Source organism: Streptomyces sp. NBC_00190, assembly GCF_036203305.1.
Lineage (GTDB): Bacteria > Actinomycetota > Actinomycetes > Streptomycetales > Streptomycetaceae > Streptomyces.
In genome coordinates this window covers 7,744,296-7,759,514 of the sequence record NZ_CP108131.1, presented here as the reverse complement: position 1 = coordinate 7,759,514, position 15,219 = coordinate 7,744,296, and the positions used below count along the sequence as shown (strand labels likewise).

Here is a 15,219-nt window from a genome sequence, read left to right as displayed (position 1 = left end):
GGACGCGCGTCAGCCGACGTCGAGGACGAGATCCGCCCGGTCGCGGCCCGGGGCGATGAGGCGGGCGTTGGCCTCGTCCGAGCGGGCCACCCAGGCGCGCGCGCCGACCCGGTCCTTGCCGTGGCGCACGTGCCGGTCGACCAGCCGCCGGATCCGCAGGGTGTCGTCGGGGGCGAGGTACCACGCCTCGTCGAGCAGGGGCCGCACCCGCGCCCACTCCCCCGCGTCGTGCAGCAGGTAGTTCCCCTCGGTGATCACCAGGGGTACGGCGGGGCCGACGGCGATGCTTCCGGCGATCGGCTCTTCGAGCCCGCGGTCGAAGGCGGGCGCATAGACCGTACCGCCGTCCGGTTCGCGCAGCCGGTGCAGCAGGGCGGTGTACCCGGCCGCGTCGAAGGTGTCCGGGGCGCCCTTCCGGTCGGCCCGGCCCAGCCGTTCCAGTTCGGCCTGGGCGAAGTGGAACCCGTCCATCGGCACCACGACGGCCAGCGCCGGCCCCAGCGCCGCGGCCAGCCGCTCGGCCAGCGTCGACTTCCCGGCCCCGGGCTGCCCGGCGATCCCGAGAATCCGTCGGCCGCCCCGGTCGGCCCGGCCGGCCAGCGCGCGGGCCCGCGCTACGAGTTCCGTCGTCTCCACGTCCGCATCCTGCCCGACAGCGCGTCCGGGCGTGGCCCCCGCCCGGACCTTGATTCCGTGGTGGCACCCGGCCGTCAGGTTGCCGCCGATCGCGGGAAACGTGCCACACTCCCCGCATGCCGCCTTTCGTGACCATCGCCGCCTACGCCCCGCCCGGTGTCGGCATGCTGGCGGTCGGTGTCGTCGCCGAGGTGTTCGGCGAGCGTGCGGGGCTGCCCCGCTTCGACTTCGCCCTGTGCAGTGACCGGCCCGGGCCGGTGTCCACCGACGTCGGGGTCGCGGTCGCCGTCGAGTACGGCCTGGACCGCATCGCCTCCGCGGATCTGGTGATCGCCCTGCCCTGGGCCGACTTCCGGACGCCGCCCGCACCCGCCGTACTAGAGGCACTGTCCGCCGCCCACGACCGCGGCGCCCTGGTCGCGGCGCACTGCGTCGGAACCTACGCGCTCGCCGCCGCCGGGCTGCTCGACGGGCGGCGGGCCACCACGCACTGGCGGTTCGCCGAACTCCTGGCCCGCCGCCATCCGGAGGTCTCCGTCGACCCCCACGCCCTCTACGTCGACGAGGGCCGCGTCATCACGGGCGCGGGGGCGGCCGCGGGCTTCGACCTCTGCCTGCATCTGCTCAGGCGGGAGCACGGCGCCGCCACGGCCAACGCCATCGCGCGCGACCTCGTGCTGCCCTCGCACCGTGAGGGCGGACAGGCGCAGTACCTCGCCGCGCCCGTCCCCGAGGACTCGCAGGACGAACGCCTCACCGAGGTCCTCGACTGGGCCCGCGAGCACCTCCACGAGCAGCTTCCCGTCGCCGAGCTGGCCCGGCGGGCCGTGATGAGCAAGCGTTCCTTCGCACGCCGTTTCGCGGCCGCGACGGGCACGACCCCCCACGCGTGGCTGGTCAATCTGCGGCTGAGCCGTGCCGAAGAGCTGTTGGAGACCACCGATCTGCCCGTCGAGGAGATCGCCCGCACGGTCGGCTACACGAGCGCCGCCGTCCTGCGCGAGCAGTTCGTGCGCCGCCGCGGGGTCCCGCCCCGCTCCTACCGCCGCTCCTTCACGCGCACCCCGTAGCAGGCCGTTCCCATTGATTCCTGCATGAGCAAGCAGATACCTTGGGGCGATGGAATTGCCCCTGGAATCCGGGGAGTTCACCTCTCCCCCTGCCGATGACGCAGAGGACGACCGCTGGTGCACGGCGGTGCGGCTGCTGGGCCGGATGGAACGTCAGCTCGACGACGTACTGCAACGGCGCCACGCCCTCCCGCTCTCCGAGTACCGGGCCATGTGCGCGTTGAGCCGACCGGAGAGCGGCGGTGCACTGAGAATGGGCGAACTGGCCGAGCGCATCGGGATGAAGGACAGCTCGACCACCCGCCTGATCGCCCGACTGGAGGCCCAGGGACTGGCCGAACGCACCCCCGGCACCGGCGACGGCCGCGCGGTGACCGCCGCCGTCACCGACGCCGGGCGGGAACGCTACGCGGCGGCGACGTCCACCTACCGGGCCGCCCTGGGCGCCGAACTCGACGCGGCCCGGGCCAACGTCCATCTCGCCGACCTCGCCAACTGGGTCCGTAACGGAGAGACCCCTCCGCTGCCCGACCACGGGAGTTCTCCTGGCAACAGTGACCGACCACTATGAGGACCTGATCGCCGACCAGTGCACCGCCGGGGACACCGGTCGCCCACGATGCCACGGGCGCGCGGGGTATGCGCGTGCTCCACGCCCGTAAGCAGTGAGGGGCCCGCACCCGCATCGCCCGGCCTCACGACCACACACCCACACGACCACACGACCGCATGACCACACGGCCTCAGCGGGTCGGTCAGGAATGGAGCAACACGTGGACAGCATCAGCCGTACCGCGCTGGTCGAGGACCTGATGGGGCGCTTCCCGCACGTCCCGCGGGAAGCCGTGATCAAAGAGGACCTCCTGCGCGGCGGCATGGCCTTCGACGAGTCCGCGCTCAGCGGCACCGCCGACGGGGCGTCCGGCGACGTCAAGCCGAAGTCGTACTTCATCTTCTCCTTCGACCACCGCACGCTGCCGGAGCTCGGTGCGGCCGCGCTGAACCGGCCGCCCGAGGAGATCGTGCTCACGGGAGGCCCGTACGAGCTGCGCCGCACCGTGGTGTCCGTACGGGTGAATCCGGACTCCCCGTACGTCGTGCGGGGCGGCGAGGACGGCACGCTCGGCCTGTACCTGGACGGCGTACGGATCGCGGACGTCGGGCTGCCGCCGATGCCGGAGTACTACCGGCACACGCTGTCGAACGGCAAGTCGGTGATGGAGGTGGCGCCGACCATCCAGTGGGGCTACCTCGTCTACCTGACGGTCTTCCGGGTGTGCCAGTACTTCGGGGCGAAGGAGGAGTGCCAGTTCTGCGACATCAACCACAACTGGCGCCAGCACAAGGCGGCCGGACGGCCCTACACCGGGGTGAAGCCGGTGGAGGAGGTGCTGGAGGCCCTGGAGATCATCGACCGTTACGACACCGCCGGTACCTCCCGCGCCTACACCCTCACGGGCGGATCGATCACCTCCCAGGTCGCCGGCCGCGACGAAGCCGACTTCTACGGTCATTACGCGAAGGCCATCGAGGAGCGGTTCCCGGGCCGCTGGATCGGCAAGGTCGTCGCCCAGGCGCTGCCGCGCGAGGACGTGCAGCGTTTCCACGACTACGGCATCCGGATCTACCACCCCAACTTCGAGGTGTGGGACCGCCGGCTGTTCCAGTTGCACTGCCCGGGCAAGGAACGCTACGTCGGCCGCGACGAATGGCACCGCAGGATCCTGGACTCCACCGAGGTGTTCGGTCCGCGCAACGTGATCCCCAACTTCGTGGCGGGCATCGAGATGGCCGAGCCCTTCGGCTTCACGAAGGTGAGCGAGGCGATCGAGTCGACCGCCGAGGGCCTGCGGTTCTTCATGTCGAACGGGGTCGTTCCGCGCTTCACGACCTGGTGCCCGGAGCCGACGACGCCACTGGGCAAGGCCAATCCCCAAGGCGCACCGCTCGAATACCACATCCGGCTGCTGGAGACCTACCGGGCGACCCTCGAGGAGTACGGCCTCAGCTCCCCGCCCGGCTACGGCCCGGCCGGTCCCGGCCGTGCGGTGTTCTCGGTCAGCTCGTTCATGGACAGCCTGGAGGGGCTCGAGGGCACGGTGTCCTGACCTGCCCCCGGGAATGACCAACTTGTTTCGGCCAGAACCCTTGTTGTCTGGCTGAAACCAGTGCCATGCTGTGACGGCGGTGATCTCCTCCGCTCCCCCGTGGAGAGGTCCACGGCCCCGCCCAAGCCCCCGCTGGGCGGGGCCGGCCGCGCCCACGGCGTGCCGGCGGCCTCTGGCGCCAACTCCCCCTGAACCTGGTCGGCTTCGCGAACCCCGAGCGCCGTCGTCACACTGCATGATGGTGGGCGGCTTCAACGACCGGCAGCCCGGAACCCCTACGCTCCGACCCCGCAAGGACGGCACGCACGCGGTGGCCGTCGAGCTGCCGAGCGAGCGGACCCATTCCTTCCGGCACCTGGCCGCCGGCGACTACTGGTTCAACGACGAGACCGCCGGCGACCAGGACGGCCCCCGCAGCCGCCTGCGCACCTGATCCCTCAGGCCGGACCCCGGCGCAGCTCCGGCAGCAGCGACGTGAGGTGGCGGGCGGTGTCGCGCGCCCGGCGCGGTACGCGGTGGCCGTGCACCACGAGCCGGGCCGCATGCCCCATCGCGCGCAGCGCGCGCATCGAGCCGACGGCCGGTACGGCGCCGATCAGCGTCGACATGGCCGTGTCGGCCTCGCGCCAGTCGCCGGCCCGGGCCAGGACCCTGGCCAGTTCGGCGGCGAACAGCACACGGTAGGCGGGGCCGTCGTCGTCGGCGTGTGCCGCGCCGTGGAGGAGCGCGGCCGCCGTGTCCGGTTCCCCCAGTGCGGCCAGCGCCAGTCCGTGGTGGCCGTCGAGTTCACGCTGGTCGAACCACCAGGCCCAGGCGGGGTCCCGGTCCGTGGGACCGTCCGCCAGCAGCTGGGCGGCGGTGCGCAGGGACCACAGGGCCTCCGGCCCACGCCCCATGCGGGCCAGGGCGCGGCCGGCGCGGACCTGGAAGATCGCCTCCACGCGACCCGGAAGGTCCTCGCGGGCCAGGACCGACGAGGCGATCCGCAGCGAACGCGCGGGACGGCCGAGGTGTTCCTCCTGCATGCCGAGTACGGCCAGGATCAGCGGTTCCACGGGGGCCGGGGCCGTTCCGTCCCGGCCGCCACGGGCCAGTCGCAGTGCCCGGACGTGGAGGCGGTACGAGACGTCGTGCTGCTCGGCGTCGAAGGTGATCCAGGCGGCGACCTGGAACAGCTCGGCGAGCGCGGCCCGCTCCGCGTCACTGCGCGCGGGGCCCCGGCCGACGGTGCGCACGGCGTCCAGCGCCGCTCCCGCCGCCCACCGGGCCCCGGCGGTCACGTCGAGGGCCACGAGCCTCTCGGTCGCGGCCGCCACCTCGGTCACCGGTAATTCCGGCACGTCCAGCCCCCGTCCAGCACGGTCCACGGCCCGGTTCGCCTCCGGACCCCGGACCAGCATGCTGCACAAGTCCGGTGCCTCCAACGGGATTCACCCGGTCCTCGGCCGGACGAGGGCGGCGAGGGCGGCTCCGCCCGCGAGGGCCAGGGCGGCTGTCACCCGCAGGACCGCCTCGACAGCGGACCCGTCGGCGGCCGCGTCGGCGGCGGAGTCGCTGACCGCTTCGAGTGCGGTGGCCGCCACGGCGACCGCCACGGCGCCGACCAGCACCAACGAGGTGAGGACGAAGCCGGAGGCCGCCGCGAGGCGGGAGGCGGGGACGTAGGACTGGGTCGCCACCTGGGTCAGCGCCCATCCCAGGCCCACCCCGATGCCGACGAGGGCGAAGACCGCCGTATACAGGGCCAGGGGTGTGGCCCAGGTGAGGGCGAACAGGCTGACTCCGCTCAGCAGCATCCCGGCCGCCATGAGCGATTCGGGCCGCCACCGCCGGGCCAGCGCCCCCGACCAGTAGCTGGCGGCTCCGGCACCACCGGACAGCGCGAGGAACACCAGCCCCGACTCCAGGGGCGAGAGCCCCCGGGCCTGCTGCAGGTACAGCGCGGACAAGACGGCGACCAGGCAGTACACGACGTTGGACACGGAACCGGCGGCCGTGACGAGGACGAACGGGCCGTTACGCAGCAACCCGAGGTCCAGCAGGGGCTCGTCCGTGCGGCGCTCGATCACGGCGAAGTCTGCCAGCAGCGCGGCGCCACCGGTCAGACAGAGCAGGGTGGGCGGGGAGGCCCACCCCCAGTGCGCGCCCTGGTCCACCGCGAGCATGATGCCGGTGATACCTCCCGCGAGCGTGACGACGCCGGGGATGTCGAGCCCGCGCACCGCCTGCTCGTCACGCGTCTCCGTCACGAAGCGCAGCATCAGCGCGGCTGCCAGGACGCAGACGGGCACGTTCAGCAGGAAGACGGCGCGCCAGCTCACGTGCTCGGCGAACGCACCGCCCACGAAGGGTCCCAGCGCGATCCCGACGGCACTGAACGCGAGCACCGTGGCCACCGCCCTGCCCTGGCGGTCGTCCCGGAAGTACGCGGTGACGACGGCGACGGCCACCGGGAAGACGAACGCCGCTGCGGCGCCCTGTACGACCCGGCCGGCGGTCAGCCATCCCACGTTCTGGGCGGCGCTGCACACCACGGACAGCACGGCGAAGCCCACCAGCCCCCACACGAGCACCCGGCGCCTGCCCAGCAGGTCCGCGGCCCGGCCGCCGACGATCATCAGCGCGCCCAGCGCCAGCATGTAGCCGCTCACCAGCCACTGCAGGTCGGTCGCCGGTGTGCCGAACTCGTCGGCGATCACCGGAAGCATCAGGTTGAGGGCGAACCAGTCCATCTCCACGAGCAGCATGGCAAGGGCTGCCGCGGCGATCACAGCGCGCTCCCGCGTGGTGAAGAGGCCCGGGCTTGCCTTGGTCACGGAGGTCACGATGGCCCGTCCGTTCGGTGCGGCACGTATTCATGGTCCCCCGCGTCCGCCGTTTCGGCACCGGGTGAGCAAAAGGAGCGTGCGGCTGCCTTCCGTGTCAGCGTGGTGGAGCACGAACCCCTTCCACACGCATCCAAGGAGTCACTTCATGGGCGATAGCAAGGCCAAGCGCCAGGAGCCGGGCAAGGGCCGCGAGGAGCAGAAGCGCATGATGCGCCCCGGCCAGGACCCGGTCCACCCCGAGCCGAGCCGACCGTCCTCCGGCGAGCAGGGCCCCGGTGGCAAGGGCCCCGACGAGATGAGCCGTCGGCGCGAGGAAGACCGGATGCGCGACAAGGACGACATGAACGACGAGGAGCTCTGACCGGAGCTCCCGTCGCCCACGCACGCAGCCGCCCGGCCGGACCGCGATCACCCGGCCGGGCCGCGGTCACCCGGCCGGGCCGCGGTCACCCGGCCGGGCCGCCGCCGCTGTCACCGGACCGCGCCCCGTCTAAATCCCCGTCGGGATCGGCCTGCGAGGAGAAGAGCGGAGCCACCTCCTGCCGGGCCAGGACCTGCCGGAACCAGCGGCGCCAGCGAGGCCGTGGCCGACGCCTCTCCCGGGGGGCCGTGCGGGGCTGTCGCCGATTTGCAAAGAGCCCGTATCCGGTGTTGGTTCGAAGTAGGTGCGTACGTGGTTTCCGTCTCCCCTCGGTCTGGGGGTGCACCACCGTGTTCTTCGCCGATCGCGCGGACGCCGGCCGGCGTCTGGCCTCAGTGCTCCGGCACCTGGCGCAGGAGGGCCCCGTCGTCCTGGGCCTGCCGCGCGGCGGGGTCCCGGTGGCCTTCCAGGTGGCGCAGGCCCTCGGAGCCCCGCTCGATGTGACCGTGGTCCGCAAGCTCGGGGTGCCGTACCACCGCGAGCTGGGGTTCGGCGCCATCGGCGAGGGAGGCGTGCGGGTCATCAGCGAGGACATCGTGGCCATGGCCCGGGTCCGCAGGGAGGACCTGGCCGCGGTCGAGCACGCCGAGGAGGCGGAGCTCGCACGGCAGGCCGGGCGGTTCCGCGCAGGCCGGACCCGGGTGCCGGTCGACGGCCGGACGGTGATCGTCGTCGACGACGGGATCGCGACCGGCGCCACGGCCGCAGCAGCCTGCCAGGTGGTACGGGAGATGGGCGCGGCGCGCGTGGTGCTGGCCGTGCCGGTGGCGCCACCGGACGCGGTCGCCTGGCTGCGCACCGTGGCGGACGAGGTCGTGTGCCTGTCCACGCCCCGTGGGTTCTCCGCGGTCGGCGAGTGGTACCAGGACTTCTCCCAGACCCCCGACGAGGAGGTCGTCTCCCTGCTGGCCCGCGCGGCGGACCGCTCCGCGCCCCGCGAGGCGGAGGTGGTGGTGGACGCCGACGGCGTCGCTCTGGCCGGTGACCTCGTCCTGCCGCCGGACGCCGGGGCGGTCGTCGTCTTCGCCCACGGCTCCGGGAGCAGCCGCCACAGCCCGCGCAACCGGTCGGTGGCGGAGGCCCTGCGGCAGGCGGGCCTGGGCACCCTGCTCTTCGACCTGCTCACGCCGCAGGAGGAGGCCGACCGGGCGAACGTCTTCGACATCGAGACCTTGGCCCGGCGGCTGACGGAGACCACGGCCTGGCTACGGCGCCGTGAACACGCCCTTCCCATCGGCTACTTCGGGGCGAGCACCGGGGCCGCCGCCGCGCTGTGGGCCGCGTCCGCCCGCGCCGGCGCCGACGCGGGCGCGGGCACCAGCCCGGACGTGGGCGCCGTGGTCTCCCGCGGCGGCCGTCCGGACCTCGCCGGGCCACGGCTCGCCGGCGTACGGGCGCCGACCCTCCTCATCGTGGGCGGCCGCGACACGACGGTGCTCGACCTCAACCGGCAGGCCCAGGCTCAGCTGCGCTGCGAGAACCGCCTGGAGATCGTCCCCGGCGCCACACACCTCTTCGAGGAGCCGGGAACGCTGGACGCGGTGGCGGGCCTCGCCCGCGACTGGTTCACGACGCACCTGATGCGACGGGCCGGGTAGGCCCCGGCGCGGGCCGTGGTGCGCCCGCCCCTGTCGCCCGGCGGGCGACAGGGGCGGGCAGGTCCGCGCCACCGTCCCCCGAACGGCGGCGCGGACCGGATCAGGAGCAGGACGTGAAGGTCGGGCTGGTGTTGGCGATGTAGAGCGTCGCACCGCCGGCCGGGTCGTCCTTGACCGGGACGGTGATGGTGTCGTCGGCCTTCCAGGGGAATCCTCGCGCGTCGAAGGTCCAGGAACCGGTCACCTTCTTCGCCAGCACGGACAGGGTCACCCACCCGTACTGCGCGGGCGGGACGGACACCTGGATCGCGTCACCGACGCTCGTGGAGCCCTGCCAGACGTTGGTGAACGACAGGCTGGAGCTGACCCGCGTCATCAGTGCCGGGGCCGCGCCCGCGCTGAGGTCCGCCGACAGCTGGGTCGTGATGCCGCTCTGCCAGCCGGTGGTCTTGGTCACCGAGAAGGACTGGGCGACCGGCGAGCCGGAGTTGTTGTACCAGACGGCGGAGGCGCAGACCTTCGGCAGGGGCGCGGCCGGGGCCTCGCTCTTCACCGCCCAGGAGCAGCTCGAAGGGTCCTTCTGGCAGGCCCGGGCGCCGTGGTCCACGGCCAGGTTGAGCGCGGCGGCCGAGTTCGTGCTCCAGCGCTGGTTGATACCGGCGTGGCAGTTGGACTTCCCGGTCCACGCGTCGTCGTACTGGGCGTTGCCCACGAGGTCGAGGCAGGAGTTGTCGCTCTCGTTGCGGATCATGAATGCGGTGGTGGAGCCGGCCACGGGCTGGAAGTACCACTTCTGGCTCTTCTGGCCGCGGCAGGTCTGCTGCCGCAGTGCGGGCCAGCTGAGGTCGATGCACTTGCCCGTGGTGCCGTTGACGATGGTGAAGCTGTAGTCCGCCGGGTCGACGTTCAGGTTCCAGGACTGGTGGTAGCCGGGAGCGGAGTTGGTGACGATGTAGGCCCCGTCGTCGCGCGAACCGTTCTGTACGTCGAGCTGGCGGCCGTTGCTGACGGACTTGAGGCTCACGCACTGGAGCGGGGAGCCGCAGGTCTCGTCCGCGTGGGCCGTGGCCGACGCCAAGGGGGAGGCCATGATGCCCAGGGCGACGCAGCACGTCGCCAGGGCCGCGGCGAGCATGCGCAGGAACGCCGTCGAGCGTTCCCGCACGGGGGCCGGGGTCGAGGTCATGGGTGGGACCTTTCTTGTCGGACGGGAAGGGGTGACCTGGCTGACCGGAGTGACTGGGCCGGCCGGGTCGTGGCGGACCGTCATGCGGCCGCGCCGGCGGCGAACGCCGCCTCCAGGCGCGGTACGTAGTCCACGAGGTCCTGGCTCCAGCAGCCGCTGGTGTGGCCGCCTTGGCAGCTGTCGCCCCAACCGGAGCCGTTGCCGTAGTTCACGTAGTGGTACGGGAATCCGAGGGCGTCCAGGCGCACCTTGGTGTGCCGCGCCGCCGACTCGGCCCAGAACTCGAAGTCGGCGGGGTTGCTGTTGCCGGTGCCGGTGTAGACGGCGATGCCCATGCCTTCCAGGGCTGCCATGTGCGCGATGGGATCCGCCGCGTTCCAGCGCCAGTCGGCGTCGAACACCGGATACGGGGTGCCGAAGACGGCGTCGCTGGAGACCGCGGGCCCGAATTCGAGGTTGCAGGCGGATGCGGAGCTGGAACCGCACAGCGGGGCACCGACGTTGGTCAGAGTGGCGACGACGGCCGCGCGGATGACAGCGTGGTTCCTGGACAGGTCGTTGGCGCCGGAGAGGGTGGCGACCTGGCTGAACAGGCCGGGGTGGCGCTGGGCGTAGTGCAGGGCCCCGAATCCGCCCATGGAGAGGCCCGCGACGGCCCGTCCCTGCTTGCCGGTGACGGTGCGCAGGTTGGCGTCGATGAAGGGGATCACCTGGTTGATGTGGAAGTTCTCCCAGTTCTGCGCCCCCGCGGCGGTCTTCTGGTCGAGCCAGTTGGCGTACCAGCCGCGGCGGCCCCCGTCCGGAATGACCGTGATCATCGACTGGGCGGCCGTGAGCGCGGGGTAGGCCAGTGCGGGGTTGCCGGGGTCGTCCGACGCACCGTGCAGGAAGTAGAGGACCGGGTAGCGCCTGGCGGGGTCGGCCGCGTAGTCGGCGGGCAGCAGGATCCGGATGCGGTGCTCGCCCGCGACCTCGGGTGTGGAGACGGTGACCACGAAGTTGGTCGCGGTACCGGTCGCGGCGGAGACCTGGGTCAGGCCGGACCCGTCCGTCATCGCGGGCGGGCCTTGAGGGTCGGCGTGGACGGGCGGCGTGCCCGGCAGGAGCACGGCGGTCACCAGGGCGAAGACCGCCGCCGCCGCGCGCAGCAGCCGGGCGGATAAGAGCGGTCTCGTCGGGGATGTTCCGGGCGAGTTGTGGGCCATGGGCCGAGTGTGGACCAGACGCCGTGCCGATTTGGAGTCTAGTTCTAGAAAATTTTTCCGCTTCTCATGGCCGGAACCAGGTCGGTCAGAGGCCCGCGACGCCTACGGCGGGGACCCCGGGGCCGTGACCCCCGGGCCGTGACCCCGGGGCCAGGGCCACGAGCAAGAGCTCACGCCTCCGGCCCCGGTGCCGGCGCCTACTGCTTGTTCTTCGCCAGGTCTTCCTGGAACAGCTTCTCGCAGGCCGGGCCGGTGTCCGTGGCGATGAACGAGACCATCAGCATGGCGCCCGCCTTGCCGTGGTGGCTGGCCTTCATGCTCCAGCCGCTCTTGTCCAGCGTCTTGACGACCGAGATCTGCTGGTCGAGCGTGCGCGATTCCTTCCATCCGCCCTTGGTCAGGGCGGCGACCGTGTCGTCGTAGGACTTCTTGGAGTCGGCGGCCTTCTTGGTGTCCGCGACCCAGGAGACCATGCAGGACTTCAGGGCCGCCGGGACGTCGTCCCCGGCCTTCTCGGCGAATCCGGCTGCCGTGGCCGCGCCCTCGATCTCCTTCTTCACCGCTGCGGCGTCCAGGGCGCCGGACGACCCCGCCTTGGCCGGGGCGGAGGAGCCCGACGCGGGAGCTGCTCCCTCCTTGGCCTTGTCCGAACCGCCTTCACTGCCACAACCCGCAACCAGCAGCACCGCACCGGCAGCCGCGGCCGCCCACCTCGCCTTGCGCACTTCATCCCATTCCCGTGTGCACGGGGCCCGTTGCCCTCGTGATCAAGGCAGCAGTCTGCCACGAGACGTGCGTCCGACCCGGCCGCACGGAGCGGGCACAGCGGGCTGCGGGACGGGTACGGGCCGTACACGGGCGGGTGGGCGGCATTCCGGAGCGGCGCATGCGTCGGCAGAAACGGGGCAGGAGCCGAATGCGAGATGGGAGAAAACATCATGATCGTCCTTGGCGTCATCCTGCTGATCATCGGTTTCCTGACCGGTATCTCCATCCTCTGGACCATCGGGGTCATCCTGCTCGTCGTCGGCGTCGTCCTGTGGATTCTGGGAGCCGTCGGCCACTCGGTCGGAGGCAGGCGCCACTACTACTAGCAGCGCCGCTCCTCCCCCGCCGACCGGCGCACCTGCCGCACGGCCCCGTCAGGGCCGTGCGGCAGGTGCGCCGGTGCGGGCTCGGAGCTCGGCCAGCCCGCGGCGGGTGGCGGCCAGCACGACCCGGTCCTCGGGCTTGAGGACGTAACCGGGGTGCAGGTCCCACACCAGCCCCTGGCTGGGGTCCGCTCCCTCGCGGGGGAGGGACGCCAGGTCGGGGCGGCGGTCTTCGGGAGAGGCGGTGTCGAGGGCGATCACCCGCCAGGCACCCGGGCGGAAGGACTCGGTGATCGTCCGGCCTTCCAGCTGCGGGTGGCCCGCCACGTCGACGACGGCGAAGAGCAGCACCCGGCGTTCCACCGCTATGGCTCCGAGGATCTGCCGGCCCATCATCGCCCCGGCGAAGGCGGGCGCGGCGAGATGGGTGACGCTGCGGCTGCGGGTGAGGGCGTCGGGGTGGGCGACGCGCAGGGTGCGGTAGACGGCCGTCGCGAAGTCGTCCTCGTACAGGCGCATGACGACCCGGAGGTCGGGTGTGACCCCGCGGGCGTACAGGGCGGCTTCCAGGTTGGTGGTGTCCGAGCTGGTGAGGGCGAGCAGCGCGTGCGCACGATGGACGCGGGCGGCCTCCAGTACGCCCTCGTCGGTGACGTCGCCGACGACCACCGGCACCCGCAGGCGGCGGGCGAGTGCCACGCCTCGGGCCTGCGGGTCCGACTCCACGCACACCACCGGGATCTCGAGTTCGCGCAGCCGCGCCAGCACCCGGGCGCCGATCTTGCCCAGCCCCAGCAGCACCACGTGCCCGGACAGCCCGCGGGGCGGCCGGCGCAGAACGGTGGCCGTGCGGAACGCCCCCAGCGCCTCGAGCGCGGCCGCCACGAGCACCGGCAGGAGGAGCAGGCCGACGAATCCGGCCAGGATCTGCAGCACCTGCCGCTGCGCGGGGGCCCCGACCGCTGGATCGTTGATCGCGAAGATGTCGAGGAGGGTGATGTACGCGGCGTGCAGGGGGTGGTCGCCCGTGGTCAGCCAGGACGCCACGGCGAGTGCGGTCACGGCCGCCACGATGCCGCCCAGCGACCAGCGCAGCCGCCGGGAGAACAGCGAGGCCACCGGCAGCGATGCCGCTCCGAGCCGTGGCGCCGCCTGCGCCGGGCCCGTGTGGGCCACCGCTTCCAGGGCCACGGTGCCGCGTCCCGTGGCGGCCGCCACCGCGCGGTCGTCGGGCAGGAGTTGGAGCCCGCGTTCACCGCCGAGTACGGAACTCTCGCTGCCGGCCGGGTCGGTGGCGGTCGCGGACAGCAGCGCGAGGGTGCACAGGCCCGGATCGGCGGTCTCGCCCCTGCCCGGAGGCATCCGCTCGACCGCCCGCAGCAGCAGACCGTCCGCCTGGACGACCTTGCTCGTCCCCGCGACCGCGCTCGCGGCCAGGGCGGGCGCGGCCGTGTCGGCGTCGGACAGCACGGTCGTGGCGGAGTCCCGCTCGCGCGGATCGAGCCCCGGTTCGGCGACGATGGCCGCCTGGTCCAGGAGGTCCTCCAGGTGCTGGCCGAGCTTGCGGTTGTAGAGCCGGATCACCAGCCGGAGCCTCGGGTTGAGCCGCCGGGCCACGAGGGCGGCCCGTACGTTCCTGTCGTCGTCCTCGTAGACGAGCGCCAGCGCGGCGGCGCCGGCCACCCCTGCGGCGGACAGCACCTCCTCGTCCGGCTCCGCCGCCTCCACGACCTGCGGCCCCTCCGCGGCCGGCTCCCCCGCCGGCGCGCGCAGCGCCCTGGCCGACGGGACGCGTCCCCAGCGCCCCCGCCACGCGGGCCGGCCGACGGCGAGCGGCGGCTCGCTCGCGGTCGGCACCACCAGCGTCACCCGCTCCCCGTACACCTCGCCGAGCTCGGCCGCCAGCCTGCGGGCCAGCCCGTCGTCACCGCACACCACCATCCGGCCTGCGGTGGCCGGGACTTGAAGAACCTGCTGCGGAATCTGCACCGGCTCAGAATGCCCTGCGCCCCCGTCACCGACCCCGTCGGCCCCGCCCCGAGCCGGCCCCGGCGCCGATCACCGGTACCGGCTCAGGGCGGTGGTGAACCAGGTGAACACCGGGGCGAGGCCTGGCGACACCGGCCAGCCGTTGATCGTGGCGATGAGCTCCCAGTAGCGTCCGGTGCGCGGGTCGGCGGCGGTCTCCAGGCGAGCCAGGAGCCAGCGACGCAGGTCACCGTCGTCAGCACGCTCGAACGCGTGGGCGTACAGCGCGGCCAGGGAGTCCGTGATCGGCACCGCCTCGGCGGAGGTGGGGAGGACACCGGCCGCGAGGGCCTCGTCCATCCGTTCGCGGACCGCTTCGTTGAGTTCGTGGTGCAGGCCGCCGGTGTCGCCCTGGGAGTGCTCTTCCGCCTGGTACGCGGCCATCCGGCGGACGGCCTCACGGAAGCCGGTGTCCTGGCAGAGTTCGGCGAGTTCCACCCAGGCCTCGACATGTTCGGGCGTGGGGTCCTCGGGGAGTACGGGCATGGCCGATCGCATCAGGGCCACGAATTCGGGGTTGGCGTCGAAGCCGCCGAAGGTGTCGTCGACGAAGTCGGTGACCAGCCGGTGCCGTTCCGCTTCCGAGAGGGCGGCAAGTCGGTGCATGAGCTTCAACTCCATGGTGGTGGCGCCGCGTCGGGCGACTGCACGCAGTACAGCCCGGCGCAGGCGAAGGGTCTGGATCTGTACGTCCAGGGCGTCGGCATGGGCCCGCGCGACGTCCGGTACGGAGACCTCCCGGTCCAGTACCTTCCGTACGGTGCCCAGGTCGAGCCCGAGTTCGCGCAGCGTCCGGGCCAGGTCCAGCCGGGCCGACGCGTCGGCGTCGTACAGCCGGTAGCCCGCCGGGCTCCGGTCGGTCGGCGGCACGATCCCCTCGTCGGAGTAGAACCGGACGGTCTTCACCGTCAGGCCGGTCCGCCGGGCCAGTTCCCCGATGGAGTAGAGCGCGTCGCTGTCCATGCCCCCACCTTTTCGTCTCCCCCTACGGGAGACTCAACCCCTCACGCCTTGTGACCTCCACGGTTGCAGATCCGCGCAACTCCTG

At 72.6% G+C, this 15,219-nt stretch carries 15 protein-coding genes; 7 read left to right on the top strand and 8 right to left on the bottom strand.

Features of this window, described 5'->3' with window-relative positions:
• Positions 1–9: 9 nt before the first annotated feature.
• Positions 10–636, bottom strand: coding sequence for a nucleoside/nucleotide kinase family protein (locus OG429_RS35955; protein ID WP_328929441.1), 627 nt, complete (start codon positions 634–636; stop codon positions 10–12).
• A gap of 116 nt (positions 637–752) precedes the next feature.
• Between OG429_RS35955 and OG429_RS35950 the strand changes: the two genes are divergently transcribed.
• From OG429_RS35950 to OG429_RS35935, 4 genes are all read left to right on the top strand, one after another.
• Entirely contained in the window at positions 753–1,706 is a 954-nt protein-coding gene (locus tag OG429_RS35950) for a GlxA family transcriptional regulator (protein ID WP_328929440.1), read from the top strand.
• A gap of 49 nt (positions 1,707–1,755) precedes the next feature.
• Positions 1,756–2,277 carry a MarR family winged helix-turn-helix transcriptional regulator gene (locus tag OG429_RS35945; protein ID WP_328929439.1) on the top strand — a complete coding sequence of 174 codons (522 nt, stop codon included), beginning with the start codon at positions 1,756–1,758 and terminating at the stop codon, positions 2,275–2,277.
• A gap of 202 nt (positions 2,278–2,479) precedes the next feature.
• Positions 2,480–3,814, top strand: a complete 1,335-nt coding sequence (locus tag OG429_RS35940) for a radical SAM protein (protein WP_405676877.1) — start codon at positions 2,480–2,482, stop codon at positions 3,812–3,814.
• A 241-nt stretch (positions 3,815–4,055) separates the two neighbouring features.
• On the top strand, positions 4,056–4,247 hold the full coding sequence (locus tag OG429_RS35935) for a hypothetical protein (protein ID WP_328929437.1): 192 nt from the start codon (positions 4,056–4,058) through the stop codon (positions 4,245–4,247).
• 4 nt (positions 4,248–4,251) lie between these two features.
• Here the strand turns inward: OG429_RS35935 and OG429_RS35930 are convergent, their stop codons facing one another.
• On the bottom strand, positions 4,252–5,181 hold the full coding sequence (locus OG429_RS35930) for a hypothetical protein (protein ID WP_328929436.1): 930 nt from the start codon (positions 5,179–5,181) through the stop codon (positions 4,252–4,254).
• 63 nt (positions 5,182–5,244) lie between these two features.
• The gene (locus OG429_RS35925; protein ID WP_328929435.1) at positions 5,245–6,630 is read right to left on the bottom strand and encodes an MFS transporter; all 1,386 of its coding nucleotides are present in this window, start codon (positions 6,628–6,630) and stop codon (positions 5,245–5,247) included.
• 157 nt (positions 6,631–6,787) lie between these two features.
• On the opposite strand from OG429_RS35925, the gene OG429_RS35920 reads away from it, so the two are divergent.
• Positions 6,788–7,003: a hypothetical protein gene (locus OG429_RS35920; RefSeq protein ID WP_328929434.1), complete on the top strand. Its 216-nt coding sequence runs from the start codon at positions 6,788–6,790 to the stop codon at positions 7,001–7,003.
• A gap of 350 nt (positions 7,004–7,353) precedes the next feature.
• A complete protein-coding gene (locus tag OG429_RS35915) occupies positions 7,354–8,661 on the top strand; it encodes a phosphoribosyltransferase family protein (RefSeq protein WP_328929433.1) in 1,308 nt (435 codons plus the stop codon).
• A 100-nt stretch (positions 8,662–8,761) separates the two neighbouring features.
• Here OG429_RS35915 and OG429_RS35910 read toward each other — a convergent pair whose 3' ends face one another.
• From OG429_RS35910 to OG429_RS35900, 3 genes are all read right to left on the bottom strand, one after another.
• Positions 8,762–9,847, bottom strand: a complete 1,086-nt coding sequence (locus OG429_RS35910; RefSeq protein WP_328929432.1) for an RICIN domain-containing protein — start codon at positions 9,845–9,847, stop codon at positions 8,762–8,764.
• A gap of 80 nt (positions 9,848–9,927) precedes the next feature.
• Positions 9,928–11,052 carry an alpha/beta hydrolase gene (locus OG429_RS35905; protein ID WP_328929431.1) on the bottom strand — a complete coding sequence of 375 codons (1,125 nt, stop codon included), beginning with the start codon at positions 11,050–11,052 and terminating at the stop codon, positions 9,928–9,930.
• A 197-nt stretch (positions 11,053–11,249) separates the two neighbouring features.
• Complete coding sequence (locus tag OG429_RS35900; protein ID WP_328929430.1) at positions 11,250–11,777, bottom strand: hypothetical protein; 528 nt, start codon at positions 11,775–11,777, stop codon at positions 11,250–11,252.
• A gap of 213 nt (positions 11,778–11,990) precedes the next feature.
• Here OG429_RS35900 and OG429_RS35895 point away from each other — a divergent pair, with 213 nt between their 5' ends.
• Positions 11,991–12,146 (top strand): DUF6131 family protein, encoded by a 156-nt coding sequence (locus OG429_RS35895; RefSeq protein ID WP_328930528.1) that lies wholly within the window; start codon positions 11,991–11,993, stop codon positions 12,144–12,146.
• Positions 12,147–12,194: 48 nt separating this feature from the next.
• Here the strand turns inward: OG429_RS35895 and OG429_RS35890 are convergent, their stop codons facing one another.
• Positions 12,195–14,084, bottom strand: coding sequence for a potassium channel family protein (locus OG429_RS35890; RefSeq protein ID WP_328930527.1), 1,890 nt, complete (start codon positions 14,082–14,084; stop codon positions 12,195–12,197).
• Positions 14,085–14,201: 117 nt separating this feature from the next.
• Complete coding sequence (locus tag OG429_RS35885) at positions 14,202–15,134, bottom strand: MerR family transcriptional regulator (RefSeq protein WP_328929429.1); 933 nt, start codon at positions 15,132–15,134, stop codon at positions 14,202–14,204.
• Between the last annotated feature and the right edge of the window lie 85 nt (positions 15,135–15,219).

Excerpts from the sequence above, each read along its gene's own strand:
- OG429_RS35885 (WP_328929429.1), bottom strand. The coding sequence starts at position 15,134 with ATGGACAGCGACGCGCTCTACTCCATCGGGGAACTGGCCCGGCGGACC.
- OG429_RS35890 (WP_328930527.1), bottom strand. The coding sequence starts at position 14,084 with ATGGTGGTGTGCGGTGACGACGGGCTGGCCCGCAGGCTGGCGGCCGAG.
- OG429_RS35910 (WP_328929432.1), bottom strand. The coding sequence starts at position 9,847 with ATGACCTCGACCCCGGCCCCCGTGCGGGAACGCTCGACGGCGTTCCTG.
- OG429_RS35950 (WP_328929440.1), top strand. The coding sequence starts at position 753 with ATGCCGCCTTTCGTGACCATCGCCGCCTACGCCCCGCCCGGTGTCGGC.
- OG429_RS35905 (WP_328929431.1), bottom strand. The coding sequence starts at position 11,052 with ATGGCCCACAACTCGCCCGGAACATCCCCGACGAGACCGCTCTTATCC.
- OG429_RS35895 (WP_328930528.1), top strand. The coding sequence starts at position 11,991 with ATGATCGTCCTTGGCGTCATCCTGCTGATCATCGGTTTCCTGACCGGT.
- OG429_RS35945 (WP_328929439.1), top strand. The coding sequence starts at position 1,756 with ATGGAATTGCCCCTGGAATCCGGGGAGTTCACCTCTCCCCCTGCCGAT.
- OG429_RS35920 (WP_328929434.1), top strand. The coding sequence starts at position 6,788 with ATGGGCGATAGCAAGGCCAAGCGCCAGGAGCCGGGCAAGGGCCGCGAG.